General features: G+C 66.4%; 18 protein-coding genes. 8 read left to right on the forward strand and 10 right to left on the reverse strand.

Annotated features, from left to right (window positions below; all coding sequences use genetic code 11):
• Window positions 1–10 precede the first annotated feature (10 nt).
• The 4 genes from LJ760_RS14620 to LJ760_RS14635 are packed head-to-tail and all read right to left on the reverse strand — an operon-like array spanning window position 11 to window position 4,545.
• Entirely contained in the window at window positions 11–1,369 is a 1,359-nt protein-coding gene (locus LJ760_RS14620) for a hypothetical protein (RefSeq protein ID WP_227924029.1), read from the reverse strand.
• The gene (locus tag LJ760_RS14625) at window positions 1,366–2,271 is read right to left on the reverse strand and encodes an ABC transporter ATP-binding protein (protein WP_227924032.1); all 906 of its coding nucleotides are present in this window, start codon (window positions 2,269–2,271) and stop codon (window positions 1,366–1,368) included. Before LJ760_RS14625 ends, LJ760_RS14620 begins: the two co-directional genes overlap by 4 nt.
• Complete coding sequence (locus tag LJ760_RS14630; RefSeq protein WP_227924035.1) at window positions 2,268–3,422, reverse strand: FecCD family ABC transporter permease; 1,155 nt, start codon at window positions 3,420–3,422, stop codon at window positions 2,268–2,270. Before LJ760_RS14630 ends, LJ760_RS14625 begins: the two co-directional genes overlap by 4 nt.
• Window positions 3,397–4,545 (reverse strand): ABC transporter substrate-binding protein, encoded by a 1,149-nt coding sequence (locus LJ760_RS14635; RefSeq protein ID WP_227924036.1) that lies wholly within the window; start codon window positions 4,543–4,545, stop codon window positions 3,397–3,399. Before LJ760_RS14635 ends, LJ760_RS14630 begins: the two co-directional genes overlap by 26 nt.
• Before the next feature lie 165 nt (window positions 4,546–4,710).
• Between LJ760_RS14635 and LJ760_RS14640 the strand changes: the two genes are divergently transcribed.
• Together LJ760_RS14640 and LJ760_RS14645 are read left to right on the forward strand one after the other, a co-directional pair.
• Window positions 4,711–5,235 carry a MarR family winged helix-turn-helix transcriptional regulator gene (locus tag LJ760_RS14640; RefSeq protein ID WP_227924037.1) on the forward strand — a complete coding sequence of 175 codons (525 nt, stop codon included), beginning with the start codon at window positions 4,711–4,713 and terminating at the stop codon, window positions 5,233–5,235.
• A gap of 192 nt (window positions 5,236–5,427) precedes the next feature.
• The gene (locus LJ760_RS14645) at window positions 5,428–6,246 is read left to right on the forward strand and encodes a serine/threonine-protein kinase (protein WP_227924038.1); all 819 of its coding nucleotides are present in this window, start codon (window positions 5,428–5,430) and stop codon (window positions 6,244–6,246) included.
• 43 nt (window positions 6,247–6,289) lie between these two features.
• Here LJ760_RS14645 and LJ760_RS14650 read toward each other — a convergent pair whose 3' ends face one another.
• Window positions 6,290–7,744 carry a SulP family inorganic anion transporter gene (locus LJ760_RS14650; protein WP_227924179.1) on the reverse strand — a complete coding sequence of 485 codons (1,455 nt, stop codon included), beginning with the start codon at window positions 7,742–7,744 and terminating at the stop codon, window positions 6,290–6,292.
• Window positions 7,745–7,977: 233 nt separating this feature from the next.
• Here LJ760_RS14650 and LJ760_RS14655 point away from each other — a divergent pair, with 233 nt between their 5' ends.
• Complete coding sequence (locus tag LJ760_RS14655; RefSeq protein WP_227924180.1) at window positions 7,978–8,883, forward strand: RluA family pseudouridine synthase; 906 nt, start codon at window positions 7,978–7,980, stop codon at window positions 8,881–8,883.
• Window positions 8,884–8,903: 20 nt separating this feature from the next.
• Here the strand turns inward: LJ760_RS14655 and LJ760_RS14660 are convergent, their stop codons facing one another.
• Both LJ760_RS14660 and LJ760_RS14665 read right to left on the reverse strand, forming a co-directional pair.
• Entirely contained in the window at window positions 8,904–9,209 is a 306-nt protein-coding gene (locus tag LJ760_RS14660; RefSeq protein ID WP_227924039.1) for a hypothetical protein, read from the reverse strand.
• A gap of 128 nt (window positions 9,210–9,337) precedes the next feature.
• Window positions 9,338–9,787 (reverse strand): hypothetical protein, encoded by a 450-nt coding sequence (locus LJ760_RS14665; RefSeq protein ID WP_227924040.1) that lies wholly within the window; start codon window positions 9,785–9,787, stop codon window positions 9,338–9,340.
• A 332-nt stretch (window positions 9,788–10,119) separates the two neighbouring features.
• Between LJ760_RS14665 and LJ760_RS14670 the strand changes: the two genes are divergently transcribed.
• Genes LJ760_RS14670 through LJ760_RS14685 form a run of 4 tightly spaced genes read left to right on the forward strand, consistent with a single transcriptional unit; the run spans window position 10,120 to window position 15,396 of the window.
• Window positions 10,120–11,649, forward strand: a complete 1,530-nt coding sequence (locus LJ760_RS14670) for a pyridoxal phosphate-dependent decarboxylase family protein (RefSeq protein ID WP_269436607.1) — start codon at window positions 10,120–10,122, stop codon at window positions 11,647–11,649.
• The gene (locus LJ760_RS14675) at window positions 11,646–12,992 is read left to right on the forward strand and encodes a lysine N(6)-hydroxylase/L-ornithine N(5)-oxygenase family protein (protein WP_227924043.1); all 1,347 of its coding nucleotides are present in this window, start codon (window positions 11,646–11,648) and stop codon (window positions 12,990–12,992) included. Before LJ760_RS14670 ends, LJ760_RS14675 begins: the two co-directional genes overlap by 4 nt.
• The gene (locus tag LJ760_RS14680) at window positions 12,989–13,528 is read left to right on the forward strand and encodes a GNAT family N-acetyltransferase (protein ID WP_227924045.1); all 540 of its coding nucleotides are present in this window, start codon (window positions 12,989–12,991) and stop codon (window positions 13,526–13,528) included. Before LJ760_RS14675 ends, LJ760_RS14680 begins: the two co-directional genes overlap by 4 nt.
• Window positions 13,525–15,396, forward strand: a complete 1,872-nt coding sequence (locus LJ760_RS14685; protein WP_374200068.1) for an IucA/IucC family protein — start codon at window positions 13,525–13,527, stop codon at window positions 15,394–15,396. The genes LJ760_RS14680 and LJ760_RS14685 overlap by 4 nt, the downstream gene beginning before the upstream one ends.
• A gap of 640 nt (window positions 15,397–16,036) precedes the next feature.
• Here LJ760_RS14685 and LJ760_RS14690 read toward each other — a convergent pair.
• Both LJ760_RS14690 and LJ760_RS14695 read right to left on the reverse strand, forming a co-directional pair.
• Window positions 16,037–17,257 (reverse strand): acyl-CoA dehydrogenase family protein, encoded by a 1,221-nt coding sequence (locus tag LJ760_RS14690; RefSeq protein WP_227924046.1) that lies wholly within the window; start codon window positions 17,255–17,257, stop codon window positions 16,037–16,039.
• Between the two features lie 5 nt (window positions 17,258–17,262).
• On the reverse strand, window positions 17,263–18,036 hold the full coding sequence (locus tag LJ760_RS14695; protein WP_227924047.1) for an SDR family NAD(P)-dependent oxidoreductase: 774 nt from the start codon (window positions 18,034–18,036) through the stop codon (window positions 17,263–17,265).
• A 117-nt stretch (window positions 18,037–18,153) separates the two neighbouring features.
• On the opposite strand from LJ760_RS14695, the gene LJ760_RS14700 reads away from it, so the two are divergent.
• The gene (locus tag LJ760_RS14700; protein WP_227924048.1) at window positions 18,154–19,272 is read left to right on the forward strand and encodes a glycoside hydrolase family 76 protein; all 1,119 of its coding nucleotides are present in this window, start codon (window positions 18,154–18,156) and stop codon (window positions 19,270–19,272) included.
• Between the two features lie 9 nt (window positions 19,273–19,281).
• Here the strand turns inward: LJ760_RS14700 and LJ760_RS14705 are convergent, their stop codons facing one another.
• Window positions 19,282–20,154, reverse strand: coding sequence for a class II glutamine amidotransferase (locus tag LJ760_RS14705; RefSeq protein WP_227924049.1), 873 nt, complete (start codon window positions 20,152–20,154; stop codon window positions 19,282–19,284).
• Window positions 20,155–20,218: the final 64 nt, after the last annotated feature.

Here is a 20,218-nt window from a genome sequence, read left to right on the forward strand (position 1 = left end):
TCAGACCCGGCTAGGCCCGCGGGGCGTGCGTGGCCGTGACCCAGCGCAGCAGCGAGTACAGCAGCTGGGATGCACCGGGCATAAAGCCGGATCCGTGGTGGTAGACCGGATCCATGGTGGTCACCAGCAGACGGGCGGACTGGTTCACCTCATCCACGTACAGCAGCGTGCCGGATTCGGCGCCGTCCTCTTCCATCACCACCAGCGAGCGGGCACCGGGGCGCGGATGCAGCAGACCGTGATGGTGCCAGGACACGGACCAGGGGGTGAGGAATTCCCACATCGGATCCTCGGGCAGCCGCAGCCGGGTGCCGTTGTCCTCGCCGGTGCGCCACATCCAGAACACCGTGGGGCGGAAGCTGTAGCCGACGCCGGGCAGCCACTGTTCAACCTTGTTCTCACCAAGCACGATCACGGTTTTCCCCGGGTCGGACAAGGCCTCAAGGATGGCCGGAACAAAGCGCGCAAGCTGGCCCTGATGCAGCCGGTCGCTGACAATCACCACGTCCAGGTCCGCGAGCACGGCCGGATCGGCGTCCGGAAGATACACGGATTCCATCCGGTACGGCGCCAGGGCCGGGTCGGCCAGGGTACGCAGGGGCTGGAAGGTGCCGCAGTGCAGCAGCCCGATCCGCGGGGCAGCCGATCCCTCCTTGCGTGAAACGGCGGAGGATCGGGGTCCGACGGCGGCAGGAGCGGGGGCGGACGCCGGCTCCGCCGCTGTGCATTCCCCGTTTTCCAGCCACTGCACCAGGTTCGGGCCCAGCACGCGGGTGGAATACTGATCGTCGCTGAAGCTCTCCAGGTCATTGCCGCCGTGCACCAGCACTTCGCCGGAGCCGATCCGGTAGCTGTAGTCCAGCGGGAGCCGGTACTGGCCGATGCCGGTCACCACGGTCGCACCCTCGGGCAGGTCCAGGTGATAGCCGCGGCCGTAGAAACCGGCGACGCCGATCTCCTCCAACCGCTCGTAGCTGTGGGTTCCGGGCACCCCCGTGCGGTAGTGCAGGTCCCGGTAGTCAATGCCTGCCCAGACCGGGTGCGGAGAGACCGGATGCGGCCGGACGTCCTGCGCGCCGCGGAATTCCAGCTTGCGCCAGACCGCCAGCCCGTCGATGAAGGGCTTAACCACCTGGCCGTTGACCAGCACCCGGCCGCCGGCGCGCACGAAGCCGGTGAGTGCTTCGCGGTGCTTGCCCAGCAGGAGATGGTCCACGCCGCCGCCGATCACCAGCCCGTCGGCCGAGAGGATCCGGGCGCGGGCGGCGTCGTCGTCGAGGTCGTAGGCGTCGACATCCTCGAAGGCGCCGCGCCAGGTGGTGTCGGTCTGGCCAAGCATCGGCTTGCCGCCGATCAAACGGATAATCACGGATGTTCCTTTACAAGGGGGGTTCGAATTTCCACGGGAGTCGGTGCCGGTGCCCCGACGGCGCCGGGCACCGGGCAGGCACGGCATGACGGGCCGAAATCCGGAACGGCGATCACGCGTTCGCCGGATACCGTGCCCACGGTGGGGGTGCAGATGGGCAGGCCGTAGACCTCGGAGAGGGCCGGACCGGTGAGCAGCTCTTCGGTGGGTCCCCAGCGGACGTCATGGCTGCCGACAAACAGCAGCGCGTTGCGGGACACGTGGAGCGCGTGGTCAGGATGATGAGTGGTCATGATGACTCCCATGCCCTCAGCAGCCAGCCCGGTGAGCACGCTCAGCACGCGGGACTGGTTGTTCAGGTCCAGTGCAGAAGCCGGTTCGTCCAGGACGAGCAGTTCGCAGCCGGAGGCCACGGCCCGGGCAATCAGCACCAGCTGCCGCTGCCCGCCTGAGAGGGTGGAATAGTCGCGTCCGGCCCAGGCGGCCACGCCTACTCGTTCCATGGCTGCGTCGGCGGCGGCGTAGTCCTCGGCGCGCGGCGTCTGATAGGCGCGCAGGTGCCGGGTGCAGCCCATCAGCACCATGTCGGCGACGGTGAAGGACGGACCTGCACCGTGGTCCTGGGGCACGTATCCGATGCCGGGCGCGCCGTGAACCGTTCCCTCACGCGGGGCAAGCAGCCCGGAGAGGCACTTGAGCAGCGTGGTTTTGCCGCGGGCGTTGGGCCCCAGGATGGACAGGACCTCCCCGCGCTCCAAGGAAAATTCCAGGTTCCGGAAGAGCCACGGGCGCAGCCGGGAATAACGGAAACCGAGGTCGGTAGCCTGCAGCAGCGGCGCGGAGTCAGCCGCCCGGCTGCCCGTTAGCGGATGAACCGTGCGGGACAGGGGTGCGACGGTCATGAGAGCTCGGCTTTCTTCTGCGAACGGGCCAGCAGCGCCACGAAGACCGGGGCGCCGATGATGGCGGTGAGGATGCCGAGCGGAAGTTCGCTGCTGCTGATGGAACGGCTGAGGGTGTCGATGAGCATCAGGTAGGTACCGCCCAGCAGCAACGACGCCGGCAGCAGGATCCGGTGATCCGGTCCCACCCAGAGCCGGGCGAGGTGCGGAACCACGAGGCCCACCCAGCCGACGGCCCCGGCCACGGCGACGGTGCCGGCCGTCATCAGGGCAACGGCACACAAAAGCACCACCCGGGAGCGCTGCGGGTTCACGCCCAGCGCGGCGGCGTCGTCGTCCCCCAGGGACAGGACATTCAGGCGCCAGCGCAGGGCCAGGACTATCGCCGCGCCGATTGCCACTGGAACCAGTGCGGTGAGCACCTTGTCATAGCTGGCCGCGGCGATGGAACCGAGCAGCCAGTGCACAATCGAGGGCAGTTCGGAATACGGGTCGGCCAGGTAGGTCATGAAGGAGACCAGCGCGTTGAAGAACGCCGCCACCACAATCCCGCCCAGGACGATCATCAGCATGGCGTTGTCCCGTCCGCCCAGCCGGCCCAGCAGCAGGACGCCGGCGAGTGCGGCCAGCCCGAACCCGAAGGCGCCGCCGACCATCCAGCCGCCGGACAGGCCGAGGGTCAGCACCAGCACCCCGCCGAAGGACGCCCCGGCGGTGACGCCGATGATGTCCGGGCTGACCAGCGGATTGCGGAACAGCGCCTGCAGGCAGGCGCCGCCGAGCGAGAGCGCTCCGCCCACCAGGAAGGCCAGCAGCACGCGCGGCAGCCGGACATCCAGGACCACGGTGGCTTCCTGGTCGGTCCAGGTCCGGCGGAGCATCCCTTCGCCGCCGAAGAGGGCGGTGACTTCGTTGAACAGGATGCGCAGGATTTCGTTCGGCGGCACCCAGTACCGGCCGGCGGCCATGGAAACCAGGGCCACGGTGCACAGGATCAGGACACAAAGCGGCAGGATCAGCCGGCGGCGGGCCGACGACGGCGGGGCACCGGCCGACGACGACGCCGACGACGTCGAGCCGGCGCGGGCAGGTGCAGGTGCGCCGGAGCTATGCGGAGCCGCCACCTCAGCCGCGGAAGACGTCGTAGCCAACGCTGGCGCCGTTCAGGTCCAGCCGCAGGGCGGCATCAATTTGGGCTTCGCTCACTTCGTACCCGTAGAGGTACGCAATCTTTTCCTTCATGGCGGCGCGCAGGGTGTTGCTGGTGCGGCCGGGATGGAACACCTCGGCCGCCCACTGCCACATCAGCGGGGATTCGGCGCAGGGAACTTCCCAGCGGTATCCGCCCAGCGGGGCCTTGTAGACCCGGCGGTTTTTGACGGCGGACACGGAGGCGAGGGACGGGTCCGCGTAGACCTCGGCCGGGGTGCGGGTATCGAAGCCACCCAGCGTGATGACTTCGGGATCCCACTCGATCAGCTGCTCGGCGCTGACCACGTTCTCGGCGGAAAGGTTCTCCGCCGCCATGTTCTGCCCGCCGGCCAGCTCCATCCAGTAGTGCATGTAGGAGGACTTGTTGGAGGCCGAATAGCCGTCGCCGGACTGGCCCAGGTGGACCACCCGCACGGGCTTGGAAACTGCGGCGAGCTCATCTTCCAGCCGGGCGATTTCGGCATGCATCCAGTCCACGATTTCGGTGCCGCGCTCGGGCTTGCCGAGGATGGTGGAGAACAGGGACACCCAGGTTTCCAGGTATTCCTGCGTTCCGTAGAGCAGGCAGACCGTTTTGAAGCCGGCGTTTTCCAGCGGCTCCACAAGTCCGTCGCCCTGGTCCGCCCACTGGAACACAACGTCGGGCTCCAGTTTGGTGATGGTCTCGATGTTGGGGGTGAAGCTCGACGGCGCGATGGTGGTGGTGGTTTTCGATTCCGGGAACATCTCCCCGAACAGGCCCTGCCGGTTGGCCTGCAGGGTGGATTCATTGATGCCCACGATCTTGCCGTACCCGCCGTCCACGGCAGCCAGCATGGATGGCGAGGGGATGACGGTGGTGGCGATTTTCTGCACCGGGGCATCGAAGGAAACCTCGACGCCGCGCATGTCGGTGACGGTGAAACCGCCGGATCCTGCTGCATTCCCGGCCGCAGCCACAGTGTCACGGCTGGAGCAGGCCCCCAGCGCCAATGCCAGGAAGCCGAGCCCGGCTCCGCCCAGGATATTGCGGCGCGAGGGTCCGGATTTGGGACCGGACGGGGAGATTTCGGGTGCAGTCAAGGACGTTCCTATCACAGGCGAGAGGTAAGGATTACCTAAGCGGACACCTAACATCTGACCACAACCGAAGATATTAGAGCACGTTTTTATGCCCTAATTACGGTGTGAAATGCATCGCATCGATTCCTAGCCGTCCTACCTTCCAGCAAGGCTAGGATTGGTCGAATGGACATCCCAAAGCAGCTCCCGGAGCAGGACGGCTACTGGTACGGCCCCGATCCGGAGCACCCAAAAGCCCGCGCCGTGCTGGATGCAGTGCGCAGTTACCGTGCCGCTGAAACCCTGGTCCGCCGACGCACCCAGGATGCCATGGGAATGAACGAAAACGACCTTTTGGCCATGCGCTGCCTTATGCAGGCCCGGCAGGCCGGTGGAAGCCTCGGCCCCAAGGACCTGAGCCGGCTCCTTGGGATCTCCACCGCCTCCACCACTGCACTTATCGACCGGCTGGAACGCGGCGGATACGTCCGACGGCGAGCCCGGCCCAATGACCGCCGTGCCTGGGAGATCGTCCCCACCGACGCATCGGACGCCGACGTTCGCCAGACCGTGGGCGATATGCACCAGCGCATGATGCGTGCCGCGGCAGAGCTGTCGCCGGAGGAAGCCGAGATTGTCATTTCCTTTATGGACCGACTGCGTTCCGCACTGGAGGAACCGAAGCCGGATCCGGGCAATCCACAGCACTGATCCCGCCCGGATTTGTCGGCACACCGGAAATCCACACACCCGAAAGCTGGACTCAGCTGCGCGCCCATCCTATTGTTAGCCAGACTAGTAAATAGACACGCTAGCGAATAACCCAGGGGCGGCATGGGCAGGCATCCAGCACCAAGAACCGCAGTATCCCCTGCCTCCGATGCCTCGGGTTTTAGTGCCCACGTGCTCATCGGCGGTCGATTCTGCCTGGATGAACCTATCGGGCAGGGCACCGCTGGCTACGTCTGGCGGGCTACGGATCTGGCATCCCTGGAGAAGGTGGCCGTCAAGATCTTTTCCGCCCCGCTTGGGCACAGGCCGGAGGGGCATGAAGCCGTACGGGAAGCGGCCGCGCTGCGGGCTGTCGAGAATCCGCACGTGGTTCGGATGATTTCCACGGGCACCATCAGCCACCCCGGCACCGGCGTGCAGACGCCATACCTGGTTCTGGAACTGGTGCGGGGCACCGACCTTCGGCAGAACCTCCCCGGCATACTGCAGCCCAGCGACGCTGCGCGGCTCGGCGTCGAGCTCGCCGCCGGACTTGGGGGCGTGCATGCTGCGGGGTACATCCACCGGGACGTGAAACCCTCGAACATCCTGGTGGATCCGGCAACCGGCCACGCCAAGATCACCGATCTGGGCATCGCGGTCAGCACCCAGGGGTTCGGGGATAAGGAACCGTCCTACGGGAGCCTGCCCTACATGAGTCCCGAGCAGGTGCGGCGCGCGCCCCTGACCTCCGCCACGGACATTTACTCGCTGGGACTTGTCCTGCTCGAATGCCTCACGGGTGTCCGCACCTTCGACCTGCCGCAGGTCGAATCCACGGTGGCCCGGACGGTCCGCGGACCGGAAATCCCGCCCACGCTCCCCGCCCGCTGGCGGTCGCTGCTGTCCGCCATGACTTCACTCTCTCCGCCCGAACGCCCGAACGCCGAGCAGTGCCGGGTGGAGCTGGCCTCCCTGCAGCACCAGTACGCGCACGCCGCCGCTGCCTGAACACGTCCGTACGGACGCCGGGCAGCTAGGGCAGCTAGGGCAGCTAGGGCAGCTTGCCCGCCATTCGTTCGCGCATCAGGCCGCTGGCCTCATTCAGTCCGGTGATCCGCACCTCGGTTCCGCGCCGCCGGTACTTCTCCGTCACGGCGTCGAGTGCAGCCACGGTTGATGCGTCCCAGACGTGGGAGCCGCTCAGGTCAATGACCACATTCGCCGGATCCAGGACGTATTCGAACTGGGAATACAGATCATTCGAGGAGGCGAAGAACAGCTCGCCGTTCACCGTGTAGACGGCGGTGGCATCGGCGTCGTTCCCGGTGACCGTGCGGTCCACGGTGACGAAGTGCGCCACCCTGCGCGCGAACAGCACCATGGCCACCAGCACGCCGACGCCGACTCCGCTGGCCAGGTTGTGGGTCCAGACGGTCACGGCCACGGTGGCCAGCATGACGGCGGTTTCACTCTTGGGCATCATCTTCAGCGTGGACGGGCGGATGCTATGCCAGTCGAAGCTGGTGACCGCCACGAAGATCATCACGGCCACCAGGGCTGCCATCGGAATCAGGGCCACAACGTCTCCGAGGACAACCACCAGGAGGAGCAGGAAAGCCCCGGCCAGGAACGTGGAAATCCGGGTTCGGGCACCGGAGCCCTTCACGTTGATCATGGTCTGGCCGATCATCGCGCAGCCGCCCATGCCGCCGAAGAATCCGGTGATGAGGTTGGCTGCACCCTGGCCCCAGGCTTCGCGGGTCTTGTTGGAGCGGGTGTCGGTGACGTCATCCACCAGCTTGGCCGTCATCAGCGATTCCAGCAGCCCCACAAACGCGACCGCCAGGGCGTAGGGGAAGACCACCTGCAGGGTGTCGAGACTGACGGGCACATCGGGCAGCAGCAGCGACGGCAGGCTGTCCGGCAGTTCGCCTTTGTCCCCGACCGTCGGGACGGAAAGGGAGGCGAACACCGTGATGGCCGTGAGGACAACGATGGCCACCAACGACGCCGGCACCGCAACCGTGAGCCGGGGCAGGCCGAAGACGATCAACAGCCCAAGCGCCACGAGCGGATAGACGAGCCAGGGCACCCCCAGCAGTTCGGGCACCTGGGCAATGAAGATCAAGATGGCCAGCGCGTTGACGAAGCCGACCATGACCTGGCGCGGAATGAAGCGCAGGAGTTTCGCCACGCCAAGCAGTGCCAGCAGCACCTGGAAGACCCCGGCCAGCAGCACGGCGGCAATCATGTACTCCACGCCGTGGGACGCCACCAGCGGTGCAATCACCAGGGCCACGGCGCCGGTGGCGGCGGAAATCATGGCCGGACGGCCGCCGAGGAAGGCGATGGAGACTGCCATGGTGAAGGCTGAAAACAGGCCGATCCTCGGGTCCACCCCGGCAATGACCGAGAAGGCCAGGGCCTCGGGGATGAGCGCAAGGGCCACCACCAGTCCGGCCAGGACCTCCGTCTTGAGCAGCTTCGGTGAACGCAGGGTACGCATAACCGACTGGCGCTCTTCCGGCGTCAGGGCCGGCGTCGTCGTTTTAGGCGGCACTGTGCGCGTCGGCTCCGTCTGGTCAGCAGGAGGAAGAACTGGTTCGGTGGCCACCGGGCTCCGTTTCGGATGGGGTTTCTGCGGCAGGATCTGCCTGGATTTCAAGGAGGGCGGGCCTGTTTCTACCCAGAACAGCCAAGCCCAATTTAAGCCCGCACGCGCGATATCCTGAAACCGTGATGCAGTCCCCGCTTCCCGTGCGCAACGGAGTCAACGCCACCCGCCTGCGCCTTCCCGGCGAAGGTCCCTGGGACACCGCCATGGACTACGTGCTTGAACGGTTCGGCCATGTGGATCCGGACGGAATCATCGAGCGGTTCGAACGCGGTGAAGTAGTGGGCCTGGGCGGCATTCCGCTGACCGCGGCCACTCCCCTGACCGAGCACACCTTCATCTGGTACTACCGCGAGCTTCCGCCCGAAGAGCGGATCCCGGTGGAGATCGGCATCCTGCACCAGGATGAGGACCTGCTGGTGGTGGACAAGCCGCATTTCCTGCCGACGACGCCGGGCGGCATGTACGTGGCCGAGTCGGCCCTGGTGCGGCTGCGGGTCCAATTGGGGATTCCGGACCTGATTCCCATGCACCGCCTGGACCGCATGACCGCCGGAGTGCTGCTGTTCTCCACCAACCCCGAAACCCGGGGCAAGTACCAGATCCTCTTCGAGAAGCGCCGGATCAGCAAGGAGTACGAAGCCGTCGCTCCGGTCCGGGAGGACCTCGAGCTGCCGCGGATTGTCCGCAGCCGAATGATCAAATCCCGCACCTACCTGCTGGCCCAGGAAGTCGAGGGCGAACCCAATGCGGAGACCCGGATCGAGCTGATGGAGAGCAGCGGCGGGCTGGGCCGGTACCGGCTGCTGCCGCATACGGGGAAGACCCATCAGCTGCGGGTGCACATGGCATCGCAGGGCATCGGCATCTTGAATGATTCGTTCTACCCGGAGCTGCTGCCCCAGGTGCCGGACGACTATTCCCGTCCGCTGCAGCTGCTGGCGCGGTCCGTGCAGTTTACCGATCCGCTGACCCGCCGGCCGGTGGAGTACCGCAGCCGGCTTTCCCTGGACGCTTTTCCCGGCGCCTAGGAGTTCACAAGCCTAGGAATTTACAGCACGGTCCAGCGTCCGCGCATCCGCCGGAGCACACGCAGGTCCTGACCGTTCGCTACTTCTTCCACTGCGGCCCGCATGTTGATGGCGGCGCGGCGGGCCCGTGAGTTCTCTACGGACCATTCATCGTCCGGGACGGTGAAACGCAGCGTGATCCGCGGAACGCCGGAGACGATATCCAGCTGGTTTGCCTCCACGTGGTGGGCGGCCCCCAGGGCGGCGACGGCCGTTTCCATGACCGCCTCCGGCGGGTTGCCCGGCTTCAGTCCGAGAATATTCAACTGGACGCGGAAAGAAGGCATGAATCAACCCTAGTGTCGATCGGTGCGTTGCCCGTGCCGGCACTCAGGGTCCCGGCGGGCACGCCAAAGGGCCCGGCAGCCGTCCGTAGACCGTACTGCCGGACCCCGTTGCGAAATGTGCTGCCGGACTAGACGTCGTCCGGGTTGAAGTTGGCGAGCGGGTCTCCGCCGCGGTGTGCGGGATCGTCGCTGGCGTCTTCTTCTTCGCCTGCCAGCGGGTCGCCGAAGTCGACGTCGTTGGCTGCCTCGCCGATTGTTGGCGCTTCCGGCGGAATCTGCGTGTCGCCGTTCAGGAAGCGCTCTTCGGCGGTGTCGTCGCGGAGGGTCTGATCGGAGAGTTCACCGGGTTCGTTCAACGGTGCTTCTTCGCGGATCAGCGGGTCTTCCTGCCAGTTGTCCGGGTTGTCTTCTGCTGCTCCGGGGTACGTGAGGTCTTCAGCGTCCACCAGCTCGTCCTGCTCCAGCAGCTCGTCTTCGGACACCACCGTAAGTTCATCCGGTGTGGCCACAGCGGCTACATCGTCGGCGAGAACCGGATCGTCGCCCAGCTCGGGATCGGGAATGCTCTGCTCGGTCATAAACCATGCCTTTCACGTCCGGTAAACCGGGCCGCCGTTGCTACGGCCCATTTAGTAAGCCTACTGATCCTGAGGATGGCATGCCACCCGGCCGGTTCCGCCGAGCAGCCATGGCGGCTGGCCGGCCGCGCCAAACGCGCACCCGAAATGCCCCTCTCGCGCGTCATTATGCCCGCCGAAAAGCCGATCCAGATAACTGTGACAGCTCTGGACCCTTGAATTCCCGGCACTTTTGGAATTAGGTCACGAAATGTTGACGTAATTGACCGGGGTGGTCCACTGTTTCTTCGTTACCTTTCCGAAAACGCAATTCAAGGGAGTCAGCAGTGTCCTTGCTGCACCACGCCGAACCTTCCGGCGATGTCCGTTTCCGTGTCGATGAGGCGTTCGCCGGCGGGCATCTGCTCAATGCCGCAAACATCGCCCGCTATGCCGCTGAGATGCGGCTCGGCGTCGACGCTGCCGCCGCCGCGGTCAGCGGAGCCGGCGGACCGTTCACCGGCATCACTCCGGCGGAGCTCAAACCAGTGGTCGACGCCGTTGACCTGGAGACGCCGCTGCCGGATACCGCCGCAGCGCTGGCTGAATTGGAATCGGTGTACCTTCGCGACGCGGTGTACTTCCATCACCCGAAATATGCCGCGCACCTCAACTGCCCCGTGGTCATCCCGGCCTTGGTGGGAGAAGCAGTGCTTTCCACAGTGAATTCCTCGCTGGACACCTGGGACCAGAGCGCCGGCGCCACCCTGATCGAACAACGGCTCATCCGCTGGACCGCCAACCGACTCGGTTTGGGCGAGAACGCGGATGGTGTCTTCACCAGCGGCGGCAGCGCGTCCAACCAGCAGGCACTGCTGATGGCACGCAACCGGACCGTGGCGGCCCTGCGCCAGGACCCGGAGCGGAAATCACAGCGGCTCCCCGAACTGCTCGCAGGCCTGCGGATTTTCGCTTCCGAGGCGAGCCACTTCAGCATCCGGAAGTCCGCGTCCATCCTTGGCCTGGGGTACGACGCCGTCGTCCCGGTTCCGTGCGACGACCATCAGCGGATGGACCCGGACGCACTGGCGGATGCACTGGCGGCGAGCGCGGCACGGGGCGAGCAGGCGATGGCAGTGGTCGCTACGGCCGGAACCACGGATTTCGGCAGCATCGACCCGCTGCTTCCGACGGCCCGGCTGGCGGAGGAACACGGTGCCTGGCTGCATGTGGACGCCGCCTATGGCGGCGGGTTGATCACGTCGCAGCGCTATCGGCACCTCCTTGACGGCATCGGCGCGGCGGACTCGGTCACCGTTGACTTCCATAAGACGTTCTTCCAGCCGGTGAGCTCCAGTGCCGTCCTTGTCCGCGAGCGCGCGATGCTCAACCACGTCACCTACTACGCCGACTACCTGAACCCGGAGAGCGCTGCCCGGGCTGCCATCCCCAACCAGGTCGACAAAAGCATCCAGACCACCCGGCGCTTCGATGCGCTGAAGCTCTGGCTCACGCTGCGTGTGCTGGGGGCCGACGGCGTTGGGTCGCTGTTGGACGCAGCAATCGATCTGGCCTCCGCAACCGGGCTCGTCGTCGGGGCGGATCCGGAATTCGAAATGGCGGCACCTGTGCAACTGAGCACCCTGGTCTTCCGCTATCACCCCGGCGGCACGGACGAGGACAGCCTCGACGCGGTGAACCTGCACATCCGGCGGGCCCTTTCCGCCTCCGGCGAAGCACTCGTGGCGGGCACCAAGGTGGCCGGCCGGCATTACCTGAAGTTCACCCTGCTCAATGCAGACACCACGCTGACGGACATGCGGGCCATTCTCGAGCAGATCCGCCGCACCGGTTCCGAATACCTGGCCGGAGCGGCAGCATGAGCGCCGGCATCCCGGAATCGGGACCGATCCATGACCTGCTGGGGATCGGCGTCGGACCCTTCAACCTGGGGCTGGCCGCCCTGACCGATCCGTTGCCGGAACTGGATGCCCTCTTCCTGGACAGCAGCAGCGGTTTTGATTGGCACCCGGGAATGATGCTCGAGTCCGCCCATCTGCAGGTGCCCTTCATGGCGGATCTGGTCACTCTCGCTGACCCCTGCTCGCGGTACTCGTTCCTGAACTTCCTGAAACAGACCAACCGGCTGTACCGGTTCTATATCCGCGAAAACTTCTATCCGCTCCGGGCCGAGTTCAACGCCTACTGCCGTTGGGTAGCCGACCAGCTGCCTCACGTCCGGTTCGGCGAACATGTCACCGGCATCCGGCACGACAGCTCCAGCGGACTCTACGAGGTCACCGCCCGGACTTCCGCGGGTCCACGGCGCTACCGCGCCAGGCGGCTGGTGCTTGGCACCGGAACCCAGCCGTATCTGCCGCCCGCGGCCGCAGCGCTTCGGGGCAGCGGGGCAACCGTCCTGCACAACGCCGACTACCTTTCCCGCCGGCAGGAACTGCAGCAAAAGCGGTCCATCACCGTAGTGGGTTCGGGCCAGAGCGCCGCGGAAATCTACCTTGACCTCCTGGAGGGCATGGACGCCCACGGCTACGAGCTGAACTGGGTCACCCGCTCCGGGCGGTTCTTCCCGCTGGAATACACCAAGCTCACCCTGGAAATGACGTCTCCGGATTATGTGGACTACTTCCATGCGTTGCCCGGCGCTACGCGGGACCGGCTCGTGGCGGAGCAGAAGAACCTCTACAAGGGCATCGACTCGGACCTGATCAACACCATTTACGACACCCTCTACGCGAAGAGCCTGAACGGGGATCCGCGCACCCGGCTACTGACCCACACCGAGCTCTGCGGCGGCACCTTCGATGCCGCCAGCGGACGCTCCACGCTGCAGCTGCACCATGCGGAACAGCAGCGCACGTCCGCCCTCGAGACCGATGCCGTGGTCCTGGCCACCGGCTACGCCTACCGGGAACCGGAGTTCCTCGCCGGCATCACCGACCGGATCCGGCGCGACGACGCCGGCCGGTTCGACGTCGACCGCTGGTACGGGGTGGGCACCGAACCGGGTGAGATCTTCGTCCAGAACGCCGAGCTCCACACCCACGGTTTCGTCACTCCGGACCTCGGTATGGCGGCATACCGAAATTCGGCCATTATTCGGGAAATCCTCGGCCGGGAGGTCTATTCCGTCGAAACCGGCATCGCGTTCCAGGACTTCGGAGTGCCCGGGCCAAGCACACCTGATGCCGGGGAGGTCCCCGCGTGAACTTCACGTTTACCCCCGTGGACCCGGCTCGGCACACCCCGGTGCTGCATAGCTGGATGACCCGGGATTACGCCCGCTTCTGGGGCATGCTCAACGCCTCGCCGGCCGACGTCGAACGCGAATATGCCGGCATTGCAGCGAACCCGCACCATTGGGCCTGGCTCGGATTCGAGACCGGGTCGGAGGTCCCGGCTTTCCTGATGGAAAGCTACGATCCGGCCCATTCGCCCCTCGCCGGCGCCTATCCAGTGGCAGCAGGTGACGTAGGAATGCATCTGCTCGTGGGGCCGCCGGACCAGCCCCGCCCCGGCTTCACCTCGGCGGTGTTCCGCGCGGTTCTGGAGTTCCTGTTCAGCGATCCCGCCGCCATCCGGATAGTCGTGGAACCGGACATCCGCAACACCAAGATTGCCGCCCTCAACGCCAGGTTCGGATTCGTACCGGACCGCACCGTATCCCTGCCCGACAAGGATGCCCGCCTCAGTTTCTGCACCCGTGCCGGGTTTGCAGCCGCACTTGAAGGAGTTACCCCGTGACCACCGCTGCTGAACCGATCGCTGTTGCTGATCCGGCCGGAGCCCCGCCCGAGCCGACGCCGTCAACCACCGCCCACCTCACGCCCAGCCGCTGGGAACGCGCGAACCGGCATCTGATCCGCAAGGCGATCTCGGAGTTTTCCCATGAACGCATCCTCCGTCCCGTGCCGGAACCAGGACGGGAAGGACTGTTCCGCCTTGCCTCGGACGACGGCCGGGCCGTCTATCGGTTCCGTGCCACGCAGTTGGTGCTGGAGCACTGGAGCATCCCGGCCGACAGCATCCGCCGTGAACTGGAAGGCACCGAAACCAGCCTCGATGCCTTGGACTTCATTACCGAGTTCGCCGCAACCCTCGGCATCAACGAGCAGATGCTTCCCGTCTATCTGGAGGAGATCTCCTCCACGCTCGCTTCCGCTGCCTTCAAGGACGTCGCGGACGCGGCGGGTTCGGAACTCCTGGCTGCCGGGATCACCGCCGGGCACGATCCGGCCGAGGATTTCCAGGCCGTGGAACGTTCCATGACCGAAGGCCATCCCTGCTTCGTGGCGAACAACGGCCGGCTCGGGTTCGGTTCCGGCGACTATCTGGCCTACGCCCCTGAAGCGGGCGCGCCGATCCGGTTGGAGTGGATCGCCGTCCGTGCAGACCGTACCCGGTTCACTGCGGCGGCGGGACTGGACTACCGCAGCCATCTGGAACAGGAGCTGGGACCGGCGGCGCTGGCAGGGTTCGAATCCACGCTTCGTTCAGCCGGGCTCGAAGCCGGCGACTACCTGTTTATGCCGGTGCATCCCTGGCAATGGCAGAACAAACTCAGCGTGACCTTTGCGGCCGATATTGCCCAGCAGCACATCGTGCATCTGGGTACCGGGCAGGACACCTATCAGGCCCAGCAGTCCATCCGCACCTTCTTCAACCGCGATGCGCCGTCCCGCTGCTACGTAAAGACGGCCCTCTCCGTGGTCAATATGGGCTTTATGCGCGGTCTCTCCCCCGAATACATGGTCGCCACCCCGTCCATCAACGACTGGCTGGACGGGCTGGTCCGCGCCGATGCAACGCTGCAGGCCGCCGGTTTCCGTCTCCTGCGCGAGGTGGCCGCCGTCGGGTACACCAACAGGTATTACGACGCCGCGGCCCCCAAGGGTTCCGCCTACCGGAAGATGCTGGCGGCCTTGTGGCGGGAAAGCCCGGTGGACCAGCTTGATGACGGAGAGCAGCTGGCCACCATGGCGTCCCTGCTGCATACGGATGCCTCCGGAACGCCGTTCACGTCCGCACTGGTCCGGCGCTCAGGGCTGCCCGCCCGGGAATGGCTTCGCCGTTACCTGGACGCCTATCTGGTCCCCCTGCTGCACTGCTTCTACGCATACGACCTCGCGTACATGCCGCACGGAGAAAACCTGATCCTGGTACTCCGGGACGGTGTGCCGCACCGGGTCTTCATGAAGGACATTGCCGAGGAAATCGTGGTGATGGGAGACAAGGTGGATCTGCCGGAAGCAGCCGCCCGGGTGCGGGTGCAGATTCCTGCCGATGAAAAGGTCCTGTCCCTCTTCACCGACGTCTTCGACTGCTTCTTCCGCTTCCTCTCGGCCATCCTGCACGAGGACGGCGTACTGCCCCAGGACGAATTCTGGGCGGAAGTGGCGGACACCGTGCGGCGGTACCAGGCCGGCCATCCGGAGTTCGCGGTCGAGTTCGCCGCGTCGGACCTCTTCGCCGAGGATTTCGCGCTGTCATGCTTGAACCGGCTGCAGCTGCGCAACAACCAGCAGATGCTGGACCTCAGCGACCCGTCCGGCGGCCTGCAGTTCTCGGGACGGATCGCCAACCCTCTGGCCCGGTTCCGTCCGGCCAGCTAGCTGGCTGCACCGGGCCGGGCCGGCGGGGTGTGGGAAAACCCTGCAGTTTGTGGCAACCCCTTCACCGCGCAACGCGGGAATCCCGACAAACCGAAGGGATCTGCACAAACCGCAGGGGCCCGGAGGCAGGCGGCACGCGGGCCTCCGGAACGCTCGCGCCGGTCGGCGGCACGCCGGGGCTACGCAGGAGCGCACCCCGCAGGCGGAAACCCTGCGGTTTGTGGCAATCCCTGCACCGCGCAACGCGGGGATCCCGACAAACCGAAGGGATCTGCACAAACCGGAGGGGCCCGGAGGCAGGCGGCACGCGGGCCTCCGGAACGCTCGCGCCGGACGGCGGCACGCCGGGGCTACGCAGGAGCGCACCCCGCAGGCGGAAACCCTGCGGTTTGTGGCAATCCCTGCACCGCGCAACGCGGGGATCCCGACAAACCGAAGGGATCTGCACAAACCGGAGGGGCCTGAATAAGGCGGCATCAATATTTCCCGCGAGCTCTGCGAGCGCGGAAATTTCGTTGCCGCCGTTCCAGGCCCCGCAGGGGCCCGCCCCGCAGGGGCCCGCCCCGCAGGGGCCCGCCCCGCCGTTCCAGGCCCCGCAGGGGCCCACCCCGCAGGCCCCACCCCGCAGGGGCCAGCAGCCCTAGCGCAGAGCCGACACCCCGGTGATGTCCCGCCCGACGATCAGCGTGTTGATCTCATAGGTGCCTTCATACGTGTAGATGGCCTCGGCATCGGCGAAGATCTTGGCCATCCGGTAGTCGGTGACAATCCCGTTGCCGCCGAGGATGCTGCGGCCCAGCGCCACGCTTTCGCGCATCCTTGCGCTGGCGTAGGACTTCGCCAGGGCGGCCCGCGCCATGTCTCCGGGAGCTGCGCCGGCAACGGGTGCTTCGTTACCGGGTACGGGGTAGCCCCCGTGTTCGAGTTCGGTGACCCGGGCCAGCATTCCGGTGCTGGCCACCGCATTGCCGAGGATCTGCACCAGCTGCTGCTGGATCAGCTGGAAGGCTGCCAGCGGGCGGCCGAACTGCTGGCGTTCGACGGCGTAGGCGCGGGCAACGTCGAACGTGGCCAGCTGGGCTCCCACCGCCTGCCAGCCGACCATGATCCGGGAGCCCTGCAGCAGCTGCTTGGTGTCGTCGAAGCTTTCCACTCCGGCGAGCAGGTCCGCGGCGGGCACCCGGACGTCAGTCAGCACAATGTCCGCGTTCTGCACGGTGCGCAGCGCGGTCTTGTTCTCGATCCGGGTCCGGGTTACCCCGGGCAGGTTCGCGTCGAGCAGGAAACCGCGGGTGTATCCGGTTTCCGGCTCCCGCGCCCACAGGACCATGTAGTCGCAGAAGGTGCCGTTGCCGATCCAGCGTTTGGCACCGTTCAGCACCCAGGTGTCGCCGTCGCGCACCGCGGTGGTGGACATGCCGCCGGCAACATCGGAGCCGTGTTCCGGCTCGGTCAGTGCGAAGGCACCGGTAATCCGCAGCGCACGGGCGTCGTCTAGCAGCCGGGCTTTCTGCTCCTCGGAGCCAAAGACATGCAGGGCTTCGACAAACAGGTCATGGTGGACCATGAAGAACGTGGCGAGCGAGGTGTCGGCGCGCGTCATTTCCGCGATCACCAGACCGGCGAACAGCGGCGAGTAGCCCTGCTGGACAGGCGTGGAAAGTTCCAGCTGTGCCAGCTTCGGCAGGAGGTCGGAGGGGAAACGCGCCTCGTTCCACCAGTCCACGGCGTGCGGCAGCACTTCCTCGGCGAGGAAACGCCGCAGTTCGGCAAGCTTGGCTTTCTCGGTGTCGCTGAGCAGGTCTTCGAAACCGTAGAAATCGGCGTCGGGCAGTTGGTGCAGTGGTGCGGAGGAGCTCATCAAGGTCAGCGCGGTCCCATCCGGATGGCGCCGTCCAAGCGGATTGTCTCGCCGTTGAGCATCTGGTTTTCAATGATGTGGGCCGCCAGGGAGGCGTATTCCGTGGCCCGACCCAGGCGCGAAGGGTGCGGCACCTGTGCGGCCAGGGAATCCTGGGCGGCCTGCGGCAGTCCCGCCATCATGGGTGTTTCGAAGATCCCCGGCGCGATGGTGACCACCCGGATCAGGTGGCGGGCCAGCTCACGTGCCAGCGGGAGCGTCATCGCGGCCACGCCGCCCTTGGACGCGGAGTAGGCGGGCTGGCCGATCTGGCCGTCAAAGGCGGCAACGGAGGCCGTGTTGATGATGACGCCGCGTTCCTCGGTGCCGTTGGCGGTGACCGGATCGGTTTCGGCCATGGCGGCGGCGGCGAGCCGGGTGACGTTGAAGGTGCCGATCAGGTTCACGCTGACCACGCGGGCAAAGTCCTCCAGCGGTAGGACGCCGTCGCGGCCCAGCACCTTGCCCGGTGTTGCGATGCCCGCGCAGTTCACGGCCACCCGGAGCGGTCCTGCAGCCATGGCTGCTTCGACGGCGGCCTGCATCTGTTCCGGGTTAGTGACGTCGCCGGGCACGAACCGGGCGTTGTCCCCCAGTTCCGCTGCATAGGCAAGGCCCTCGGACTGCGGCAGGTCCACCAACACCACGGAGGCGCCGGCGTCGTACAGCCTCCGCGCCGTCGCCCGCCCGAGTCCGGACGCTCCCCCTGTGACTATGGCCGATGCGCCTGCGATGTCCATGCGTTCCTCCTGGCAGATTTACTCACCGGCAGTGTCGTCTATGTCACACCGGCAGTATCCGAGCCTACTGTGCGGTGGCCTGTGCCGCATCTTCGGCCGCTGGCATAGGGTTGGCGCATGCTCTTTGAGGATTCCGACGACCGCGCCGAGACCGCCGCCCGCACCGTGAGCGCCGCGTTTGGCCGTTCGCTTGCCGGGTTGCCCGGGACGCATCTGGCTGCCACCAGCCGTCCGGTTTCGCGGCTGCAGCAGCTGCGCCAGCCCTGGCATTACTGGTGGCAGGCACACTATCTCGATGCCCTGATCGACGCCGGCCTGCGCGAACGCCGCACAGGCACGCCGTTCCGCGGACCGGAGCATCCCTCGGCTGCGGACCTGGCACCGGCGCTGGTGCGGACCATCGGACTGCGGAACCGGATGCACTACACCAACCGTTTCTACGACGACATGGCGTGGCTGGCCCTTGCCGTAGGCCGCCTGAACTCTATGTCGGGAGCGCGGGACCGGCAGGGCCCGTACCGGAAAATCCTCTCCACCCTGAATACGGCACTGGAGTCCGCCCACACCCCGGAACTGGGCGGCGGCATCTACTGGAACAAGGACCGTAACTTCAAGAACACCCCTGCCACCGCTCCGGCTGCCCTGCATTTTGTCCGCACCGGATCACGGGATCGGGCACAGGAGCTGGTGGATTGGCTTAACGCCACCGTGCTGGATCCGGAAACCGGCCTGTATCTGGACGGGGTCAAGATGGTCCGGGGCCGTCCGCAGCTGGAGAGCACCGTCTTCACTTACAACCAGGGACCTGTCCTGGGTGCCCTGCTCGAGCTCGGCGGCAGCGCCAACCTCACCCGCGCTGCGGAACTGGTGCGCGCCGTCGACACCCACCTGACCGACGACGGCGGCACCTCGCGCGTGCTGCGCACCCACGGCACCGGCGACGGCGGTCTTTTCACCGGCATCCTGGCGCGGTACCTGGCTCAGGCCGCAGTGTCCCCCGCCCTGCCGGAACCGTCCCGCCGGACGGCGGCCGCACTGGTGGAAGCCACCGCCACGGCACTCTGGGAGGGCCGGAGCAAACGGGCGGACTGGATCCTCTTCTCCGCCAAACCGCTGGTACCGGCCGCCGTGTCCTACCCGGGCGGCTCCGCCGTCGGGCTTTCCACCCAGCTTCAGGCCTGGATGGTCCTGGAAGCGTCGGCACGGGTGCAGCGGGCCGGGGCGGGCCTCACCTAAGGAACATCGTCAGCCGGTCTTGAGCGGGTGCTGCGACGCCGCCGCTGCCGGGTCCAAATCCGCCAGCGTGATCAGGTGCTGCGGGTGCTGCGGGAGCGGAAACGTGCGCAGGACATTGAGGTCGCTGTCCACATGCAGCATTTCGCCGGAGTCCAGCAGGCGCCAATTCGGGTTGGCATCCATCTTTTCGGTAGCCACCAGTACTTCCGGCCGGTTCTCCTCGCGTATCTGGTCACTGTGGACGCTGATCCGACTGCTCCGCTTCTCCCCCACCGGACCCCGCGCTCCCTGCTGCAGGACGTACAGCGGATGGGTGTCCGGGTACCGCACGGCCCACAGCTCGGTGGCGGTGGTGAGGATGATGTTCACCGCGTATAGCCGCAGGTTCTGCGCAATCCAGGTCAGCGTTGACGCAATGGCAGCGGAAACGTCTCCGCCGTTCACCCTGGCTGCGCCGGTGATAAGCGCGAAGACCCGCTCACTGTCCGTCTGGCCCTGGACCAGGTGGTACATCTCCAACTGGCGCAGCCGGTCATCGAGCTTGTCCAGGTCCTCCACCACCCCGTTGTGGGCCAGGAGGCGGTTGTCCTGCTCAAAGGGGTGCGTGTTGACGTCCGTGTCCCCGCCGGTGCTGGCGTAACGCACGTGCGCCAGGAACGTGGTGCTCTCCAGCTCCCGGGCCTCCTGGGCGTACTGGACATCCTCATACGCAGCGATGGGCGCTTTGTCGACCACCGGCCTGCCGTCGGGGGTGAAGGTGCCGATCCCGAAGCCGTCCGCTTCCTTACGGCTCTGCTGGGCCAGGCTGTCCGGGGCCGTGAGCAGCCAGAACGTTGCCCGGACCGGATCCTTCCCGGCATGCATACCAAAGAGTCGGCACATGTGGACCTCCTGGGGGCCGTTCTGGTGGACGGGCGGGGTTTCCGGGTGAACCGCGGCAGCCAAG

It is taken from the genome of Arthrobacter sp. zg-Y895 (assembly GCF_020731025.1).
Lineage (GTDB): Bacteria > Actinomycetota > Actinomycetes > Actinomycetales > Micrococcaceae > Arthrobacter_B.

Bases quoted from the DNA above. Each gene is read 5' to 3' on its own strand.
- LJ760_RS14625 (WP_227924032.1), bottom strand. From the start codon at position 2,271: ATGACCGTCGCACCCCTGTCCCGCACGGTTCATCCGCTAACGGGCAGC.
- LJ760_RS14640 (WP_227924037.1), top strand. From the start codon at position 4,711: ATGGACATCCCAAAGCAGCTCCCGGAGCAGGACGGCTACTGGTACGGC.
- LJ760_RS14650 (WP_227924179.1), bottom strand. From the start codon at position 7,744: ATGCGTACCCTGCGTTCACCGAAGCTGCTCAAGACGGAGGTCCTGGCC.
- LJ760_RS14655 (WP_227924180.1), top strand. From the start codon at position 7,978: ATGCAGTCCCCGCTTCCCGTGCGCAACGGAGTCAACGCCACCCGCCTG.
- LJ760_RS14660 (WP_227924039.1), bottom strand. From the start codon at position 9,209: ATGCCTTCTTTCCGCGTCCAGTTGAATATTCTCGGACTGAAGCCGGGC.
- LJ760_RS14665 (WP_227924040.1), bottom strand. From the start codon at position 9,787: ATGACCGAGCAGAGCATTCCCGATCCCGAGCTGGGCGACGATCCGGTT.
- LJ760_RS14675 (WP_227924043.1), top strand. From the start codon at position 11,646: ATGAGCGCCGGCATCCCGGAATCGGGACCGATCCATGACCTGCTGGGG.
- LJ760_RS14690 (WP_227924046.1), bottom strand. From the start codon at position 17,257: ATGAGCTCCTCCGCACCACTGCACCAACTGCCCGACGCCGATTTCTAC.
- LJ760_RS14695 (WP_227924047.1), bottom strand. From the start codon at position 18,036: ATGGACATCGCAGGCGCATCGGCCATAGTCACAGGGGGAGCGTCCGGA.
- LJ760_RS14700 (WP_227924048.1), top strand. From the start codon at position 18,154: ATGCTCTTTGAGGATTCCGACGACCGCGCCGAGACCGCCGCCCGCACC.
- LJ760_RS14705 (WP_227924049.1), bottom strand. From the start codon at position 20,154: ATGTGCCGACTCTTTGGTATGCATGCCGGGAAGGATCCGGTCCGGGCA.